Source organism: Flavobacterium sp., assembly GCF_040379285.1.
Lineage (GTDB): Bacteria > Bacteroidota > Bacteroidia > Flavobacteriales > Flavobacteriaceae > Flavobacterium.
Genome location: NZ_JBEILJ010000051.1, coordinates 1 through 17,367, shown reverse-complemented (window position 1 = coordinate 17,367; position 17,367 = coordinate 1). Strand labels below are relative to the sequence as shown.

General features: G+C 41.0%; 15 protein-coding genes and 1 tRNA gene. 4 read left to right on the top strand and 12 right to left on the bottom strand.

Going from position 1 to position 17,367, the window contains the following annotated elements:
- The coding region (locus tag ABWO12_RS10055) for a choice-of-anchor L domain-containing protein (protein WP_353088753.1) at positions 1-3,700 on the bottom strand (3,700 nt) is incomplete at its 3' end.
- 130 nt (positions 3,701-3,830) lie between these two features.
- On the opposite strand from ABWO12_RS10055, the gene ABWO12_RS10050 reads away from it, so the two are divergent.
- Both ABWO12_RS10050 and ABWO12_RS10045 read left to right on the top strand, forming a co-directional pair.
- Positions 3,831-4,724, top strand: a complete 894-nt coding sequence (locus tag ABWO12_RS10050) for a NifU family protein (RefSeq protein ID WP_353088752.1) — start codon at positions 3,831-3,833, stop codon at positions 4,722-4,724.
- A 3-nt stretch (positions 4,725-4,727) separates the two neighbouring features.
- On the top strand, positions 4,728-6,488 hold the full coding sequence (locus ABWO12_RS10045) for a DUF885 domain-containing protein (RefSeq protein WP_353088751.1): 1,761 nt from the start codon (positions 4,728-4,730) through the stop codon (positions 6,486-6,488).
- A gap of 57 nt (positions 6,489-6,545) precedes the next feature.
- Here the strand turns inward: ABWO12_RS10045 and ABWO12_RS10040 are convergent, their stop codons facing one another.
- Complete coding sequence (locus ABWO12_RS10040; protein ID WP_353088750.1) at positions 6,546-7,292, bottom strand: hypothetical protein; 747 nt, start codon at positions 7,290-7,292, stop codon at positions 6,546-6,548.
- A 249-nt stretch (positions 7,293-7,541) separates the two neighbouring features.
- Positions 7,542-7,623, bottom strand: a tRNA-Leu gene (locus ABWO12_RS10035).
- A 155-nt stretch (positions 7,624-7,778) separates the two neighbouring features.
- Here ABWO12_RS10035 and ABWO12_RS10030 point away from each other — a divergent pair.
- On the top strand, positions 7,779-9,167 hold the full coding sequence (locus ABWO12_RS10030; RefSeq protein ID WP_353088748.1) for a dipeptidase: 1,389 nt from the start codon (positions 7,779-7,781) through the stop codon (positions 9,165-9,167).
- Between the two features lie 425 nt (positions 9,168-9,592).
- Positions 9,593-10,696, top strand: a complete 1,104-nt coding sequence (locus ABWO12_RS10025) for a DUF4407 domain-containing protein (RefSeq protein WP_353088747.1) — start codon at positions 9,593-9,595, stop codon at positions 10,694-10,696.
- A 159-nt stretch (positions 10,697-10,855) separates the two neighbouring features.
- Here ABWO12_RS10025 and ABWO12_RS10020 read toward each other — a convergent pair whose 3' ends face one another.
- The 9 genes from ABWO12_RS10020 to ABWO12_RS09980 form a co-directional block, all read right to left on the bottom strand.
- Positions 10,856-11,212 carry a hypothetical protein gene (locus ABWO12_RS10020; RefSeq protein WP_353088746.1) on the bottom strand — a complete coding sequence of 119 codons (357 nt, stop codon included), beginning with the start codon at positions 11,210-11,212 and terminating at the stop codon, positions 10,856-10,858.
- Positions 11,212-11,634 carry a hypothetical protein gene (locus tag ABWO12_RS10015; RefSeq protein WP_353088745.1) on the bottom strand — a complete coding sequence of 141 codons (423 nt, stop codon included), beginning with the start codon at positions 11,632-11,634 and terminating at the stop codon, positions 11,212-11,214. The genes ABWO12_RS10020 and ABWO12_RS10015 overlap by 1 nt, the downstream gene beginning before the upstream one ends.
- A 131-nt stretch (positions 11,635-11,765) precedes the next feature.
- Positions 11,766-12,470: a LytR/AlgR family response regulator transcription factor gene (locus ABWO12_RS10010; RefSeq protein WP_353088743.1), complete on the bottom strand. Its 705-nt coding sequence runs from the start codon at positions 12,468-12,470 to the stop codon at positions 11,766-11,768.
- A complete protein-coding gene (locus ABWO12_RS10005; protein WP_353088742.1) occupies positions 12,467-12,799 on the bottom strand; it encodes an Hpt domain-containing protein in 333 nt (110 codons plus the stop codon). Before ABWO12_RS10005 ends, ABWO12_RS10010 begins: the two co-directional genes overlap by 4 nt.
- Complete coding sequence (locus tag ABWO12_RS10000; protein WP_353088741.1) at positions 12,780-15,116, bottom strand: PAS domain S-box protein; 2,337 nt, start codon at positions 15,114-15,116, stop codon at positions 12,780-12,782. The genes ABWO12_RS10005 and ABWO12_RS10000 overlap by 20 nt, the downstream gene beginning before the upstream one ends.
- Positions 15,113-15,658, bottom strand: coding sequence for a heme NO-binding domain-containing protein (locus ABWO12_RS09995; protein WP_353088740.1), 546 nt, complete (start codon positions 15,656-15,658; stop codon positions 15,113-15,115). Before ABWO12_RS09995 ends, ABWO12_RS10000 begins: the two co-directional genes overlap by 4 nt.
- Before the next feature lie 8 nt (positions 15,659-15,666).
- Positions 15,667-16,077 carry a response regulator gene (locus tag ABWO12_RS09990; protein ID WP_353088739.1) on the bottom strand — a complete coding sequence of 137 codons (411 nt, stop codon included), beginning with the start codon at positions 16,075-16,077 and terminating at the stop codon, positions 15,667-15,669.
- Positions 16,078-16,236: 159 nt separating this feature from the next.
- Positions 16,237-16,935, bottom strand: coding sequence for a PH domain-containing protein (locus ABWO12_RS09985; RefSeq protein ID WP_353088738.1), 699 nt, complete (start codon positions 16,933-16,935; stop codon positions 16,237-16,239).
- 99 nt (positions 16,936-17,034) lie between these two features.
- Positions 17,035-17,367 (bottom strand): MmcQ/YjbR family DNA-binding protein (locus tag ABWO12_RS09980; protein WP_353088736.1); only part of this gene is annotated, 333 nt, incomplete at its 5' end.

Here is a 17,367-nt window from a genome sequence, read left to right as displayed (position 1 = left end):
TTAAGTGGTAACTCACCTGCACGTTGGGATTGGTAGTAATCTCTGGAGTCTTAGTGCTCAACACAAAAGTACAAGCCACACCATCGTTGTTGTCATCACACACTTCGTAAGGGGTGGGGGTGTTGGCTGTGGGAGCGGTGATGGGATTTACGGTAGCAATACTACTATCGAAGACACATGGAGCAACGCCAGAAACCGTGTAAGTAAACGTACTTAGAGTTGCATTAAAACCGGGAATAAAAGTTCCTGCAGCAGCATTAAATGTTCCTCCTGTACCTCCAGTTCGAATCCATGAACCACCAACTTGCTCACCCGTGATAATATCGGCTAAGTTAATGGGGGTTGAAGACTGACAAACTGTAAAGGAACCGTCATTTCCGGCATTGGGAGCAACTGAAATAGAAACGGTTGCTATGCTGGAATCGGGGCCACAGGGAGCAACACCATTAACCGTGTAGGTAAATGTACTTGTGGTAGCACCTGGCGCAGGAGTATATGTCTCTGCCAAAGCATCAAAAGTACCCCCAGTTCCAGTAGTACGAGTCCAAATCCCTCCGGTTTGTTCCCCAGTGATCAGGGAAGATAGATTGACAGCTGCGGTACTAGTTTCACAAACAGCAATTGAACCGTCATTCCCCGCAGTGGGCTGAACATTGACCGTAAGCGTAGCAACACTACTATCCGCAATACATGGAGCTACACCACTTACGGTATAGGTAAAGGTACTTGAAGTGGTTGTTAAAGAAGGGGTAAATGTACCTAGGGCGGCATTGAACGTTCCTCCTGTACCGGTCGTTCTTGTCCAAGTACCTCCCGTTTGCTCCCCAGTGATTAGCGTAAACAAATCGATAACCGTCGCACTAGTGTTACAAATAGTTAATCCTCCATCGATACCCGCTTGTGGTTGGGGCTGAATAGTGACAACTACTTCACTGGAGTCATTTGCACAAGGTGTAGTTCCTGTTAAAGTATAAGTAAATATACTAGAGGTTGCACCGAGAGCAGGGGTAAATGTACCTGCCGCTGCATTGAAAACACCACCAGACCCTAAAGTTCTTGTCCAAGTTCCTCCCGTTTGTTCTCCTGTAATTAAGGAGAATAAATCTATAGCTACTGTACTGGTTTCACAAACGGTAGTGGCGCCATCAACCCCTGCATTGGATTGTGGCACTATGTTCACTGAAGCGATACTAGAAGAAGGCACACAAGGAAGAACTCCAGAGATAGTGTAAGTAAACGAACTTGAAGTAGCTCCCACGGTAAGGGTGAAAGTCCCCGCAGCGGCATTGAAAACACCCCCAGTACCGGTCGTTCTCGTCCAAACTCCTCCAGTTTGCTGTCCTGAAATAACCGTGCTTAAATCTATAGTTGAGGGATCATTGCTACAAATGGAAACCGATCCGCTAGTCCCAGCATTGGGCTGTGAAACAACATTTACTGTTGCCACACTACTATCATCTACACAAGGGGCTGCCCCTACTATAGTGTAAGTGAATGTACTAGTAGTAACTCCAGCTCCGGGTGTAAATGTTCCAGCAGTGGCATTAAAAACACCGCCTGTACCTGTGGTTCGAACCCATGTCCCGCCTGTTTCTTCTCCAGAAATCAAAGAGAATAAATTGATGGTAGTCACACTTGTCTCACAAATTTGAATTTGTCCATCAAGGCCGGCGTCAGGTTGCGAATTAATGATTACAGAAGCAACACTAGAATCATTGGAACAGGGAGGTATTCCATTAACGGTATACGTAAAGGTGCTCGAAGTACTTCCTGCTGTTGGAGTAAATGAACCCGCCGCCGCATTGAACACACCTCCAGTTCCCGTTGCTCTAACCCATGTGCCCCCCGGATCTTGTCCCGATATGAGCGTATTTAAATTAATTGTAGCTGTATTGGTTTCACAAATGGTAACAGAGCCATCTATTCCTGCATTCGCTCCATCATTTACTACAACTTGTATCAATTGATTGGGACGACAGGTTGCATCAGATGGGGTAGGATTTAAAACGGCATACACATAATAAGTGCCAGGAGTATTTGGCAAAGAGCCTGTTGTCCCTAGCACACCTGCATCATAAGTAGCCACACCTGCGGCAGGAGTTACTGTCCCTAGTACAGTACCTCCAGTATACATTGCGTCCCCTGTTTGAGGTGCATTGAAATAGACAAACTTGATGGAGTTTGCTGCTGTAGCACTAGTAGTTACACCAAATACAATGGGATCTCCACCCTCACACAACACTTGATTACTAGAGGGATTTGTTATTGTTGGACAAACCGCAGCATAATTCAAGGTAAAAGTACGAATTGTTAAACAAGGGTATGTACCAAATTGATCGTATATCAATGCGTAAATAGTTTGCCCATTTGACAATGAAGGATAGGCATTAATATTGGTTATTTCATTTTGTTGATTTTGTAAATCTGTAAGACTTGCATAATAGCTAACCGCAAAGTCTCCAGAATTTGGAATACCATTTAAAATTAAAGGTGTATTTGTGGAAAGATTAAAAATGGTATTTAACCCCACATTAAACAAATCTAATGGTGTTCCGGCTGGTAGCGGTGGAAACACCTCTACTAAGAAAGTGTTGGAGACTGGTATCTGACATCCTCCTGGTGCGATTACTTCAACCGAATATGTACCTGGCGCCGATACCGAAAGTACATTGGAGGGCCCTGATTGTACTAAGGCTGTTCCATTGAACCAGTTGTAAGTAGCTCCTGGAATCAAGGTTCCTACAACAATATTTTGTGGACTACCCGCACACAAAGCAGTACCTTCTGCCAAGGTGAATCCGGGTAACCCTCCTGTTATTGGATCGGAAGCAATATCTAATTCCCCGATATCAAAACTACCTCCTGCTAAAAATACAGCGGAATCATAACTTTGGTCATTTCGATCGGCAATCACTAGTTTAATATGGTAGGTTTCACCAGGAACTACTGAAGAAGAAGCCGTCATTCGAATGGTATGCCCATTGAAATTTGTGGCTGTAATCAATGGCCCTTCCAAATTATACACTCCAAAGAAATTTGGATTAACAGACCCACAATCGGTATTGTAAGCATCACTTCGTATAGTCGTCACCGATATGGGATCGTTAGTATTTGGCACTAAGGCTAAATTTGTGACTGGGGTTCCTTGTGTAGTGTTTTGAAGAAAAAAAGCAAATGCATCGGAAAAAGAACATTGAAATGTTCCATATTCTTCCGAAGCAAACAAAAAATCAAAACTCATACTGTTTGCAAAAGGAACAAAATCAAACTCTAAAATCGTTGCATTATTATAACTATTTAACTGAGGATCAATTCCTAAGGCAGCTATATAATTAAAAAGCTCTGCATCCCCAGGCCAATTAAAAGCACCGTTATTTTGTGTATTGGCATTAGGTCCTGCAGCAGCTGTAGCCCTACCCGTACTCAATATCACTCCGTTAGCCAATGGAAATGTGGTATTCACATTGGTAAAATAACCAATTCCATTATCGGGTTGCCCTGCTGTATTGGAACCAAAATTAGTTCCCGTACTCCATGTTACATTAGAAATGGTTCCCACACAAGCTGCTCCACCTGAGCCTCCTGAGAATAAAACTTGGGTTACTAACTGAGGAACCGTATACGTGTTTAAGTTAACATTTATGGCTTGTGAGAATCCAAGTTGCATTCCCAATAAAAAAAGGGTTAATTTTAATCTCATTTGAAATCTAATTTGAAACAAAAAACATTTCTTTTATAACTATAATTTTGTTAATTAATTGTTTAAATCATCAAATATAAATATTCTCAAAAATAACTTTGTTAAATTTGCATAAAATAGCCTTAAATACATGAAAATTACGATAAAAAAAACCCAAATTCCTACAATTTTAAAATTTGAATTTTCTGATTTTTTAACCCGCGGAAAAAACTATGAATATAAAAACATTGACGAAGCCCAAAATTCGCCGCTAGCCCAAAAATTGTTCTACCTCCCTTTTGTGAAAACGGTTTATATTTCTGGGAACTTTGTGGCTATTGAACGGTTTAGCATTGTAGAATGGACTGATGTTCAAGAGGAAGTCGCCGAACAGATAGAAAACTTCCTAGCACAGGGCGGAAAAGTACTTTTGGAGGATACAGCTCCAAAAAAGATTCCGATTTCTGTTTATGGCGAAACCACCCCGAATCCCGCAACCTTGAAATTTGTTGTTAACCGAAAAATCACGCCTCATCCGGTCGAATTTAAAAATATAGATGCCACCAAAGTATCTCCCCTAGCCCAAGCTTTGTTTCAATTTCCATTTGTCAAAGAATTGTTTTTCGACGAAAATTACATCTCCATCACCAAATACGATATCGCCTCCTGGGGTGAGGTAACCATAGAATTGCGTACGTTTATCAAAGAATATATTGAAAACGGTGGCGTCGTTGTGGAGGAAAACCTTTTGGAGCAAGCGCCACAACAGGAAAAGCAGCAAATCAAGAATTTTGATCATTTGGATACCACCTCACAACAAATCATCAACATCTTGGAAGAATATGTAAAACCTGCTGTAGCGGCCGATGGGGGCAACATTCTTTTTGATTCATTTGACGAACAATCGAAGCGTGTAAAAGTAGTATTGCAAGGCTCCTGCAACGGTTGCCCCTCTTCTACTTTTACGCTTAAAAATGGCATTGAAAACATGTTGAAGGACATGCTTAAAGATCCCGAAATCGTAGTTGAAGCATTAAATTCATAAAACATGAAAAAATTAGCTTTCCTATGTTTGTTAAGCCTCTTTGGTGCTCTTGGCTGTCAAAAAAACAACACAACCGTTGATTTTTCAAAAATAACACAAACCTATTTTGAAGGCAAAAACCGTCTTAATCCCTTGGATGCCACAGTAAATGGTCAATCGAAATTCAACGACCAATTGCAGTTTGAAATGACCGAGAGTTATCGAAAAGCTCAACAAGAATTTTACATGCAAACCAAAATCCAGTTGGCCGATGTGGACTATGAATCACTAACGGCTGAAGAAAAAATTAGTTACGATATCATAAAATGGGAAGTTGCTGTAGGTGAGGAACTTTTAAAACATCCCACACATTATCTCCCTATCAATCAATTCTCAGGAACGCATTTAACCATGGGCCAGTATGCAGGTGCAGAAAGTGCGCAACCTTTTAAAAATGAAAAAGATTACCGCAACTTTTTACGTCGAATGGAATTGTTTGCCATGTGGATGGATTCGGCTCAAGTGGCGATGAAAAAAGGAATGAAAAAAGGATACGTGCTTCCCAAAGCATTGACCGAAAAATTAATTCCACAATTTGAAGATATGGTCACCGAAAAACTGGAAAACCATTTGTACTTCACCGCAATCACCAAATTACCTTCAACGATAGATGCGGCAACACAACAGAAACTGACCAAAGCCTACCGTGAAACGATTCAAAACCAATTGGTTCCCTCGTTTCAACGAATGGTCGCCTTCTTAAAAAACGATTATTTGCCACAATCGCGCAAAAGTAGCGGAATCGGTAGTTTAGAAGGTGGGAGAACCTGGTATGCCGCGCTCGCCAAACAATGGACAACAACGACCAAAACCCCCGATGAAATTCACCAATTGGGACTACAAGAGGTGGCTCGTATTAAAAGTGAAATGGAGAAGGTAAAAAAACAAGTTGGATTCAAAGGGAGTATCATTGAATTTTTTGATTTCGTGCGCAACAAAAAAGAACTCATGCCCTTCAAGTCGCCTGAGGAAGTTATTGCCAATTTTGAAAAAATTCATACCACCATCAAACCCAATGTCGATAAGCTATTTGCCTTGCAACCCAAAACGCCTTTTCGCGTAAAAAGGACAGAGGCTTTTCGTGAAAAAACAGCCAGTGCCGAATATGTACAAGGCGCCACCGACGGATCGCGCCCGGGCACATTCTACGTCCCTATTCCCGATGTGACAAAATACAATTACTATGGGGATGAAGATTTATTTTTACACGAAGCAATCCCCGGCCATCACTTTCAAATATCCTTGCAACAAGAAAACAAAAGTCTCCCTGACTTCCGTAAATTCAACTGGTTTGGCGCTTATGGCGAAGGCTGGGCATTGTATACCGAAAGTTTAGGATTTGAATTGGGACTCTACCGCGATCCCTACCAATACTTTGGCATGTTGAGCAGTGAAATGCACCGCGCCATTCGCTTGGTTGTCGACACCGGAATGCACACCAAAGGATGGACTCGGGAACAAGCTATCGCCTATTCTTTGGCCAACGAAGCCGAAAGTGAAGCGAGCATTATCGCCGAAATTGAGCGTTACATGGCCATTCCTGGGCAAGCGCTTTCCTATAAAATTGGACAGCTCAAAATTATGGAGCTACGAAAAAAAGCCGCCATGGAAATGGGCCAACGCTTTGACATCAAGAAATTCCATCAAATCGTTTTGGAATCAGGAGTAATGCCTCTTGCCTTGTTGGAACAAAAAGTACAACGTTGGATCGATTCCACAAAATAAATGAAAAGCCCACATTTGAACATGCCCCAAAAAGTTAGACACTATTTGGGGCATTTTTTAAGGTATCATCTTTTCTTCTACTTTTTTGAAATCAATGGCTTTGCCGTCGATGTCGTAAAATTGATAGCGGTATTTGAGTTTCCCGTTGAGTTCTTCAACATCCACATGCATTTGGTAAAACCCGCCATTCCACTCCAAAATAATGTCAAAATAATAATCGCCCACTCCGAAGCTGGAAGGTAAATTACAGACATACACTTGTTTTTTGGACTTTAAATTGAGCGTTGGAATTTCTACATTTTGGTAAGCCCCCACATCTTCAGTGCTAAAAGTGCGGCCCATATAAGTGTAATCTTTTGCTTTTTTCTTGCGGCCAGCGCCATTTTCGGTGTAAATGTCTTTGATGGAAAAAATAACATCCTTCAATGAAAACTTCCCCGTATTCACCAAATTAAATTTAAGTTGATGAATATACGTTAAGCGCTCCCCTTTTTTTCGGGCTTCATTGACTTCACGCGATTCACTCAAATCGGTGTCCGTGATTTCTACAATCGGAATGTTATCGGAGGCAATTAGTGCTTCAAGGTTGGGTTTGGCTTCTTCCAATTTACTCTCGGTTTCGACCAATTGCTCTTTAGTTTCAACAATTTCTTCTTGGATATCATCTATCGCTCGGTTGGCACGATCCACTTTCAATTCGCCAGTTTCCTGTTTGGTTTTGGCCACTTCGTTGGAACTGTATAAATAAAATAGGGCGCCTGTCACCAGGGCAATGCCTATAAATGCTACTACTAATGCAATCATAACGGTACTCTTTTTCATAAACCCTAACCGGAATGGTACAAAAATAAGTAAGCTTTTGATACTGTTAATCTTTATAAAGAGAAGTTCTTAACAGAAAGACGAAGCGTTATTAACTGTAGACGAAAAAAATTGAGCGATTCATGCAATTTTTCACCTCAAAAAACAACCCTGAATCGTTCCTCTTAGGATAAACTTCGCTTCGGGGGAACCTACACGCAAAAAAAAAATCCAGACTCTCGTCTGGATTTGTGCGGGTGATAGGACTCGAACCTACACGCCTTGCGGCACCAGATCCTAAGTCTGGCACGTCTACCAATTTCGCCACACCCGCAAAATGGTGAGTGCAAATATAGGCATTATTTTGAATTTCCAAACCGCAACAATCAATTTCGATAAAAAAGTACTTCAGGAGAAAATTGCGATTTAGAAATGAAAAAGATTGGCTTTTGAATTTGTATATTTGAAGATAGTAATTAAAAATCAAACATGGATACGATTAAACAATACGTTCAAACCCATAAAGATCGTTTTATCAACGAACTAATTGACATCCTCAAAATACCCTCCGTCAGTGCCGATAGTGCCTATGCACAAGATGTTATAGACATGGCCAATGCCGTCAAAGAAAGTTTGCTCCGCGCCGGCTGTGATGTGGTCGAATTATGTGAAACTCCCGGTTACCCTATCGTATTTGGCGAGAAAATCATCGACCCCAATTTGCCCACTGTGTTGGTCTATGGGCATTACGATGTGCAACCGCCCGATCCGATTGAATTGTGGGACTCGCCACCCTTTGAACCGATCATAAAAACCACCGAAATCCATCCCGAAGGGGCCATTTTTGCGCGTGGCGCATGCGATGACAAAGGACAAATGTACATGCACGTCAAAGCGTTTGAGTACATGATTCAAACCAACACCTTGCCCTGTAATGTCAAATTTATGATCGAAGGCGAAGAAGAGGTGGGCTCTAAATCCCTGAGCTGGTTTGTGGAACGCAACCAAGAAAAATTGGCCAACGACGTGATTTTGATTTCTGATACCGGAATGATTTCCAACCAACAACCCTCAATCACTACGGGATTGCGCGGTTTGAGCTATGTGGAAGTCGAAGTGACCGGACCCAATCGCGACTTGCATTCGGGCTTGTATGGTGGCGCTGTAGCAAACCCCATCAATATTTTAGCCAAAATGATTGCCTCGCTGCACGATGAAAACAACCACATTACCATTCCTGGTTTTTACGATAAAGTCGAAGAATTATCTGCAGCCGAGCGTACCGAAATGGCGAAACGTCCGTATAGTGAAGACGCCTACAAAAAAGCACTCGACATTGCCGAGGTTTATGGCGAAGCGGGCTACTCTACCAACGAACGCAATTCGATTCGTCCCACGCTGGATGTCAACGGCATTTGGGGAGGCTATACCGGCGAAGGCGCCAAAACCGTGATTGCAAGTAAAGCCTTTGCCAAAATCTCCATGCGTTTGGTGCCCCACCAAGACTGGGAAGAAATTACCGAGCTCTTTGCCCAACACTTCGAAAGCATCGCTCCCGCTGGGGTTAAAGTCAAAGTGACGCCCCACCACGGCGGACAAGGGTATGTGACCCCGATTGACAGCATTGGGTACCAAGCCGCCAATAAAGCCTATACCGAAACGTTTGGCGTGCCTGCCATTCCTGTGCGTTCCGGGGGAAGTATTCCCATTGTGGCGCTGTTTGAAAAAGAATTAAAGTCCAAAACCATCTTAATGGGCTTCGGACTCGATAGCGATGCCATCCACTCGCCCAACGAACATTATGGGATTTTCAACTACCTCAAAGGCATTGAAACGATACCATTGTTTTACAAATATTTTGTGGAATTGAGCCAATAAAAGCTAAGCTGTTTCGAAAGAGGCAGCTTTTTTTGTGGGCGTGCCCCCGTGATTCAACCCCGAAGTACTATCAAGTACGTGCCACGGGGTCGGGTCGTCCGTGGTGCGCGGCACCCTACTTCCACCCCTCACGCAACAGTGCAGCCCATAAACTATCGATATACAAGTCGAAAACTTCCTTGCGGTACGACAATCGTTCAACCCAGCCCCGGTAGCAGTGGAAATCCTGCAAAACGCAGTGGAGCAGATTGCAACGGATAACGGGACCCTGCCTTCATCGGGACAAAAAACAAACGGCTGCCCAAAAAAGAGAAAAAAACGACTGTATGTCAACGATTTAACAGAATTATGTTACGCTAAAAATACAATAAGGTCATTTTTGGCGTTACTTTTGTATCATCATCATCAATCAAAAATCAATCATCATGTTAAAACGTTTCTTCTTACTTTGTTCGGGTGTGGACAAAGACCTGATTGCGGGCTGTAGCAACGGCGAGCAAAACAAGTATGCCGGCATTGGTGCGACTGTATTTTTTACGGCTTTTATGGCTTTTTTGGCGGGGAGTTATGCGCTCTTCACCGTATTTGATAATTACTATATCGCAACGGCCTTCGGACTCGTATGGGGGTTGCTGATTTTTAATTTGGACCGCTTTATCGTGTCGACGTTAAAAAAGCGCGACTCGTTTTTGGATGAATTCATACAGGCCTCGCCGCGTATTGCGCTGGCTTTAATTATCGCCATAGTGATTTCGAAACCCTTGGAGATCAAAATTTTTGAAAAAGAAATCAATACCGTTATTCTTAAAGAGAAAAACGATATGGCTCTCGCCAACAAAACGCAAGTGGCTAATTTATATAAATCGGATTTAGACCAAAACCAAGCCGCCATGGACAGCGTAAAACGTTTGATTGCTACTAAAGAGAAGGAAGTCGCTGCCTTGTACCAAGCCTTCATCACCGAAGCGGAAGGCACGACGGGTACAAAGAAAATGGGTAAGGGTCCGATTTACAAAGAAAAACGCGCTGCTTACGACCGCGCTGCTTTACAGCTGGATTCGTTAAAAAAAGTATCGGCCGTCACCCTTACCGAGCGCGAGGTACGGGCCAAAACCTTACAAGCTGTGGTAGATAAAAAAGTGAGTGAAACGCAGCCGGTCATTGACGGATTTGACGGACTCATGGCGCGGATCAATGCGTTAGGAAAACTGCCTTTATTGCCGTCGTTTTTTATCATGCTGTTGTTTTTGGCGATTGAAACGGCGCCCGTGATTACCAAAATGCTGTCGCCCAAAGGGGAATATGATTTTAAACTAGAAGATCAAGAGATGGCGTTGAAAACGGTGTTGGAGCAAAACCGCTATCAGAGTAAACTGCAACAACAAACTGGTGCTGCGATTTATGATCGGGTGTATGACGACCTTCGAGAAGACAAAGCGTTGTACGACTACAAGCGGAAAGGCGCTAGAGAGCTTTTGCAACTGCAAGCCGATGGATTTGTAGCCCAACAGAAAAAAGTTTTGAAATAAAAATGTCCCTTTTGGGACTTTTAGCTTACTAAATTTGGGTAGTACTAACCGGGATTTATTTTATAACCCTAAAAAACATCTGCCGCCTACTGCAGAACCCGGTTAGCATCTAAATCTTAAAGGAGCACACTCTAAAACTCCTAGAAGAAATTCAACCCTTTATGGTAGGACTTGGAGGTAGTATTGTAACTGAAGGAATAGCGCTTCTTTACTTTGACTAAAATCCAAGGCGAACATGCGTTCATTTTTAACAAAATCAATTTTACTGTCCAAAATATTACTTGCTGTGCCCACGACCACTGGGATTTCCAGGGTGTTTAAGCGCACAAGATTAAGGAGGTCGCTGATATCATTGACAATAAAAAAGCAAATGGTATAGCTTTTAAATTGTGCTGCACTGAACTTTTTTTTCGACGTACAGGCAGCTATGGGATAGGTTTTTCCAAAATTTTTTTTTACAAAGGAGGAAAAACCTTTTGTCGTATCGTACACAATAATGTAGTGTTTTGCACTCATTATACGGCTTTCAAATACGATTCCTCGGGTTGCAATCGTTCCTTTATTTTTTTGACGATTAATTTAGCATCCTCACGACCTTCATGATGCACTTTGATGTGTATGGGTTGATACTGGTGGGTAATCAACTGTATTTTATACACATATTTTTTGTTCAAGAGCATATTGATCGTAAAAAAAACAGCAAAGAACAGCACAATTCCAATAATAATCATAATTTGTGCGTGAACCATAAAAGAACACAATAAGATCACTGCTGCTATTAAAAGGATGAGAACGTTGGCGGTATTATCTCGAAATTTTTGCAATTGTATTTTTCGCAATTGGGTATACGAAAAAGTACGAACAACGCCATGGTCGCTGAGGCAAAAAAAAGATTCCGAAAGCACACCTAAATTATTATTAAATATGACTTTATCCACGGTAAATCTGGGTTTGGAAATTCATCTCCCCAAAACTAATAAGGAAGCTTCTGTCAAATTTATTTTTTCGACTTTGGAGGAGTATCTAACGACAAAAACGGCTTACCTTTCGACGAAATGACATTTTACCATTAGATAAGGTTGATTCGTTCGATGAGGTTTATACGATTATTCTTACTAACAGGTATAATTTCTTTTCCAATTAATACCGTCGAATCTTTAATATCGATGATTTTTGCACAATTAATGATGAACGAACGATGGGTTTTTACAAAAAACTCAGGGGGAAGTTTGGCTTGTAACTTAGACAACGTAGTATGCACTACATAATTTTGAGTCTCTGTTTTGATAATAATATAATCACCATTGGCTTTGATATAATCAATGCTATTGAGGTCTATTTTTATGAGGCGCTTATCAATATTTACATAGATTTCTTGAGTGATTTTTGGGGTTACCGATTTTTGGTTGGCGGGTACAGCTTTTTTTTGTCGAACCCGTTCCATCGCTTTTTCAAAGCGGCTTTGCGTAATAGGCTTGACCAAATAGTCTACGATACAATCAAAATTGAACGCTTCCAGTGCTAGGTTTTTGTCATTGGTGACCAAAATAACCAAGGGAGGATTCTTGATAGTTTGTAAAAAATCAAATCCAGAGAAGTTTGGCAAGTGAATGTCCAAAAAAATCACATCTAAGCGCGGATTCGTATTTAAATACTTCATTACTTCAATGGCGTTGGTAAACACCCCGTCGATCAAGAGATCAGGCGTTTTTAAGACCAAATGACTTAATACTTCACGTGCTAACAACTCATCGTCTACTATGATACATTTCATCTTTCTTCAAGGGTATTAATAAAGTCCTCTATTTGAGTCATAATATATTCAAATTCAGGCGCGAGGCGACCCTCATTTTTATGCAACTCTTCTTCATACTTATGTGCAATTTGAAACGAATATTCCATCCCCAAAAATCCAATCTTATGCTTTAGTCGATGTACAAATGTAATTATTTTCTTAAAATCAAATTCAGCACTTGCTTTTTTATACTCGGTATAATCGGCCTGAAATTCAGAAACCATCACGGCAATTAACCGTTTCTTTAAAAAGGTATCGCCGTCGGTCAAACGATGTACATAGTCTAAATTAGGTTGCTCGTGTGCCATATTTATGAAGGGTAAAGTAAAAAACACTGCCTACGCCGGGCTCACTTTCAAGATATATCTTTTCATGCATATCGTCGAGAATCTTCTTAACAATGGTGAGACCAATTCCCGTAGAACGGTCATTAGGATTAAGAAATTCAAACATTTTGAAAATTCGTTTTACATCTTTTTCATAAATACCTTTTCCGTTGTCGCGAATGCTAAAGGTAAACTGATGCGGTTCCTCTTGGTAGTCAATTTCGACCCACCCTTCGGCTTTATCATTATATAAAATGGCGTTGGTCATTAAGTTAAGAAATAGTTGTTGTAAGCGATAAGCATCTCCTTGAACAGTGGGGAGTTCACGATTGACACGAATCGTAATGTGTAGAGGCACTTCAATAATAGAAGTGACAGATTGAATTAATTGATTTAAATTGATTTGTTCGGTTTTGTATTGGGTATGATCGATGCGCGAGTAGGATAAGATCCCTTGAATAAGACGTTCCATCTTTTCTACTTTCTCCTGAATCATTTCAAAATACTGTGCCGTAACACTATTAAACGCTTGATTGTTATCTTCTTTTATGAACGTGATGAGCGAGTGAATACTTCGCAATGGCGACTTTAAATCGTGGGATACGATTTGAGCATACTCGTTTAACTGCCGGTTTTGTTGTTCTAACTTGGCCAACAATTCCTCTCGAAGTCGTTCCAAATTTCGGGTCTCAGTAACATCAAAATGAAGTCCAATCGACCCTATTACCGATCCTTTAATATCGTAATTCGGACCACCACTGACCAACCAAACACGTTCCTCGCCCTTACTATCGGTCACTTCCAACTCATACGAATCGGAAATCTTACTTTTACGCAGTTCCGATTTTTCACTGATTAAGCGTCGGGCTTCTTCGTTGAGAAAAACATCGACTCCTTTTTTTCCAATTAAATCTTCTGGAGTATACCCACTCATCGCGCAAAAACGCTGGTTGGTTAGTAGAATATTATCTTCATTATCCACCTCCAACAACCCAATATTCATGTTTTCAATGATGCGTCGGTACTTTTCTTTTTCATAATTTAAATTTTCCTGAAAATTGCGTTCCAAAGTGATGTCTTGATAGGCCCATAAATGACCTTTATGTACTTTGTCTATCACAATCGGAATATAAGTACGAGTAAAAAAACGGCCATCCTTTAGCTCCAAGACCTCATTGATAACGGTTTCTTTTTGCACCAAAATTTCTTCTATCCGTTGTACAAACCCTTCTGGATTTTGGAAGTGAAATTTGGACTCTTGGGCTGAATTAGAACAATCGGCACCAATCAAATGTTCAGGGTCAACTGGGATTCCGAACATGGAGCAAAACTTTTGGTTGACCAATAAAATACGTCGATTTTCATCTTCCAACAAAATACTATCATGAAGATTAAGAATCAACGTTCGCATACGTTGTTCAGATTCTCGTAGTCGATCTTCCATTTCCCTCTTGGGCGTAATATCCTCAATGATTGTATAATATTCGATGAAATTTCCAAGTTGATCAAATACGGGTTGCCCTTTGATACGCGCCCAAAAAGCGCCTCCGTCCCGATGTTTGTGTTGTACTTCAAAATCAAACCATTGGGCATCCCGAAAGGCTATCAACATTTGGAGTAAGGTATTTTTATTGGTGTGCTCAATTAAGCCCAAATCATATAGTGTTTTACCTAGCACCTCTTCCTCTCCATACCCCGTCATTTTTAAATACGAAGGATTTACCCAGAATATTTCGCCGTGAAAATCAGAAAGTAACACTCCGTTTTCATTGGTACTTACAACTAAAGACAACTTTTTAATTTCCTCCTTGTCGCGTTGCAACTCTTTTTTCTGACCCGAAATGGCGTGTACCATGTACTTCAAATCGCTGTTACTGATTTCTAAACTTCGCAACATATTGAGCATATCAACACTCGAATCGTGGTAAGCAAAATCGCCGATATCTAACTTCTTCTCTTGCAATTCTTCAATATTGGAAACCCAAGGAGAACCCACAAAAAGATACTCATCGTGATGCTCTAGAAATTGACCGCGCAAAAAGGTACGCGATTGGGTAATCACATTAATAACTAGTAAAGAGTCGGTTAGCTTTTCAAAAACAAACGCTTTTCCTTGGGGAAAATTAGGGTTTTTGAATTGAAAATAGGTTTCAAACAACGTATTCTCTTGCAATTCAGGCACCATTTTATGAAGACTGGGGCCGAAATGACGCAGCATACGATTTTTGTCTACCACCATATAAAAGGGAAATAGTGTAGAAAAAGTATCCCGATCAAAATGAAACATTGAGGCACTCATAAAAATTGAATACGATAATGAAATGAATCTCCAGTTCTATCTAATAGATGCAAAGAAAAGCTTTGGTTAGGAACCGTAAATAGCGCTGCAAAACCGTGTAAAAGGCCCTCTGAAAAACGAGGATCATTCAGTCGGTAGGGCGTATGAAAAAAATCAATGGCCTCCTCGGAAAAGTTAATCGATCGAAATTGAGTTAGGGTTAGCTTATCATAAATCAAGGACAACCGATTGATAAAAAGTGGGAAATCTAAAAGAAATTGTCGGTAAGCGAGAACACCTTTTTCAAATTTTCCATAATACAATTTTGGTACCGAATGCAACGCCCACCAATATCCGATTTGATAATACAAATCGGCCGTGGTCTTTCCAGAGTAGTGCACTAACGCTTTTAAAATATTATCAAGAATGGGGTCGGGATAAAACTCGGAGTTGATAAAAAAATCATCCTCCAACCCTGCCGATTCACAGACTTGTCGCCAAACCTGATGCCCTTCATTTTGGAGGGCACACTCTTTAATTGCGTTGATAAAAATACCGTACATACTGACTTTTAAACTAAATGACTATTGTTCCAATACGCTAGAATGGATTGAATTAGTGCCACATAATCGTCGTAGCGCAAGGGTTTCAAAAAATACCCAGCAATGCCTTCCCGGTAACAATCCATCAAATCGATTCGGTTATCGGAAGTGGTTAAAACCACACAGGGAATATGACACCAAGCGGGTTCTTTTTTGACACTTCGTAAAAATTCTATCCCATTAAAATTGGGCATTTTCAAATCTAAAAGAATCAATTCGGGCAAATGCTCCTTGGCTTGTTGCAGGATTTCTAAAGCTATAGCTCCATCATGGGCAATGGAGAGGGTAAAAGAAGTGGCTAACTTTTGAATAACGCGTTCAAATTTCATGATTTCAATAGCGTCATCTTCCAACAACAACAAATGTGTCAAGGCTTTCATTTTAGTGGAAATTTTAATCAAATATCTGTTTTAAAAACGAAACGGACTTGCATTCGAAAAAAAAGTCGTTTAAACGAAATTAGCTGTAGACGAAAGTGGTAAAAACAAAAAATACACATCGATGAAAAGGATGTGCATTTCGCCCAATGAATTTGGATTTTATAAATACTTTAAAATTTCAGCTTTCAAACGATCGTATTCGCCTTGTAGGATAAGACCGTTGTCGAGGAGTTTCTTGTAGTTTTGAAGTTTTTCAAACAAGGCATCTTGGGAGAGTTCGGCAAGACTTTGCTCTGCCGCAGCTTCGGGAAATTGCTTTTCATCCCGATACCCGGATTGGGCTACGGGAATGATTTCGGCAAAGTCGTGTACTTCTTCCGCCTCGGTTTCTTCGACGGTTTCGGGTGTTGTTTCGGCCTTAGGCGTTTCGACCACAGGAGCTGCCGTTGGCATAACCCCCGGATTTTTTAAGGCATCCAATTGTTCTTTGGCAAACGTGTAGAGTTTTCGCGCTTGATTTTTAGGCAAATAATCAACGGTATGCGTCAAATCGGATTGTGTGGTAAAGGTAAAGTCCGAACCGAGAATCCCTTCTTTGACGAAGGTCCCCGCAATATCATTCCAATCGTAATCGACAAATTCCATGGACAAGCCCAAATTTTTGGGTTTGCATAAAATGATACGTTTGCTGGTCACCACAATACTGTCGGGAAAAACGGTGATGGCGGGTTTCTTTTGCACCGCAATGTAGCCTACTTCCTCATGTGACATTAATAGGTTTTCTAGTTTAGCCGTGATTTTTTCAATCGCTTTGGGATCTTGATCTTCGTTAAGAAGTTTTTTGAGATTATCTAACATGGTCTTAGTTACTTTTTTAAACGAATCGATGGGCTACAAAAGTAATGCCTAAATTGAATTGTAAAACAACGAAGGTATTTTTTCTTTTATAAGCGTGAACTACTCCATCGCATGCAGCGCCTCCCGTTCCTTTTTGGGCAATTTGGAAACGACCAATTCATAGGAGTGGTGGATAAAATGAATGATTTTCTTGTCGGGAATTTCGCGATTAACATACACGGTATTCCAATGCTTTTTATTCGAATGGTAGCCCGGTTGCACACTTTCAAATTCGGCCCGCAACTCCTCCGCATAGTCGGGATCGCATTTTACATTGACCGCTGGATTTCCTTTTTCCCATTCTTGCAAGGAAGCCAAACAAAACATTTTCCCCATCACTTTAAAGACCAACGTGTCTTCATCAAACGGAAAATGTTCGGTTACTCCTTTTTT

What these genes read in the sequence shown, in the direction of transcription:
- ABWO12_RS10050 (WP_353088752.1), top strand. Translation starts at nt 3,831, where the DNA reads ATGAAAATTACGATAAAAAAAACCCAAATTCCTACAATTTTAAAATTT.
- ABWO12_RS10045 (WP_353088751.1), top strand. Translation starts at nt 4,728, where the DNA reads ATGAAAAAATTAGCTTTCCTATGTTTGTTAAGCCTCTTTGGTGCTCTT.
- ABWO12_RS10040 (WP_353088750.1), bottom strand. Translation starts at nt 7,292, where the DNA reads ATGATTGCATTAGTAGTAGCATTTATAGGCATTGCCCTGGTGACAGGC.
- ABWO12_RS10030 (WP_353088748.1), top strand. Translation starts at nt 7,779, where the DNA reads ATGGATACGATTAAACAATACGTTCAAACCCATAAAGATCGTTTTATC.
- ABWO12_RS10025 (WP_353088747.1), top strand. Translation starts at nt 9,593, where the DNA reads ATGTTAAAACGTTTCTTCTTACTTTGTTCGGGTGTGGACAAAGACCTG.
- ABWO12_RS10020 (WP_353088746.1), bottom strand. Translation starts at nt 11,212, where the DNA reads ATGAGTGCAAAACACTACATTATTGTGTACGATACGACAAAAGGTTTT.
- ABWO12_RS10010 (WP_353088743.1), bottom strand. Translation starts at nt 12,470, where the DNA reads ATGAAATGTATCATAGTAGACGATGAGTTGTTAGCACGTGAAGTATTA.
- ABWO12_RS10005 (WP_353088742.1), bottom strand. Translation starts at nt 12,799, where the DNA reads ATGGCACACGAGCAACCTAATTTAGACTATGTACATCGTTTGACCGAC.
- ABWO12_RS10000 (WP_353088741.1), bottom strand. Translation starts at nt 15,116, where the DNA reads ATGAGTGCCTCAATGTTTCATTTTGATCGGGATACTTTTTCTACACTA.
- ABWO12_RS09995 (WP_353088740.1), bottom strand. Translation starts at nt 15,658, where the DNA reads ATGTACGGTATTTTTATCAACGCAATTAAAGAGTGTGCCCTCCAAAAT.
- ABWO12_RS09990 (WP_353088739.1), bottom strand. Translation starts at nt 16,077, where the DNA reads ATGAAAGCCTTGACACATTTGTTGTTGTTGGAAGATGACGCTATTGAA.
- ABWO12_RS09985 (WP_353088738.1), bottom strand. Translation starts at nt 16,935, where the DNA reads ATGTTAGATAATCTCAAAAAACTTCTTAACGAAGATCAAGATCCCAAA.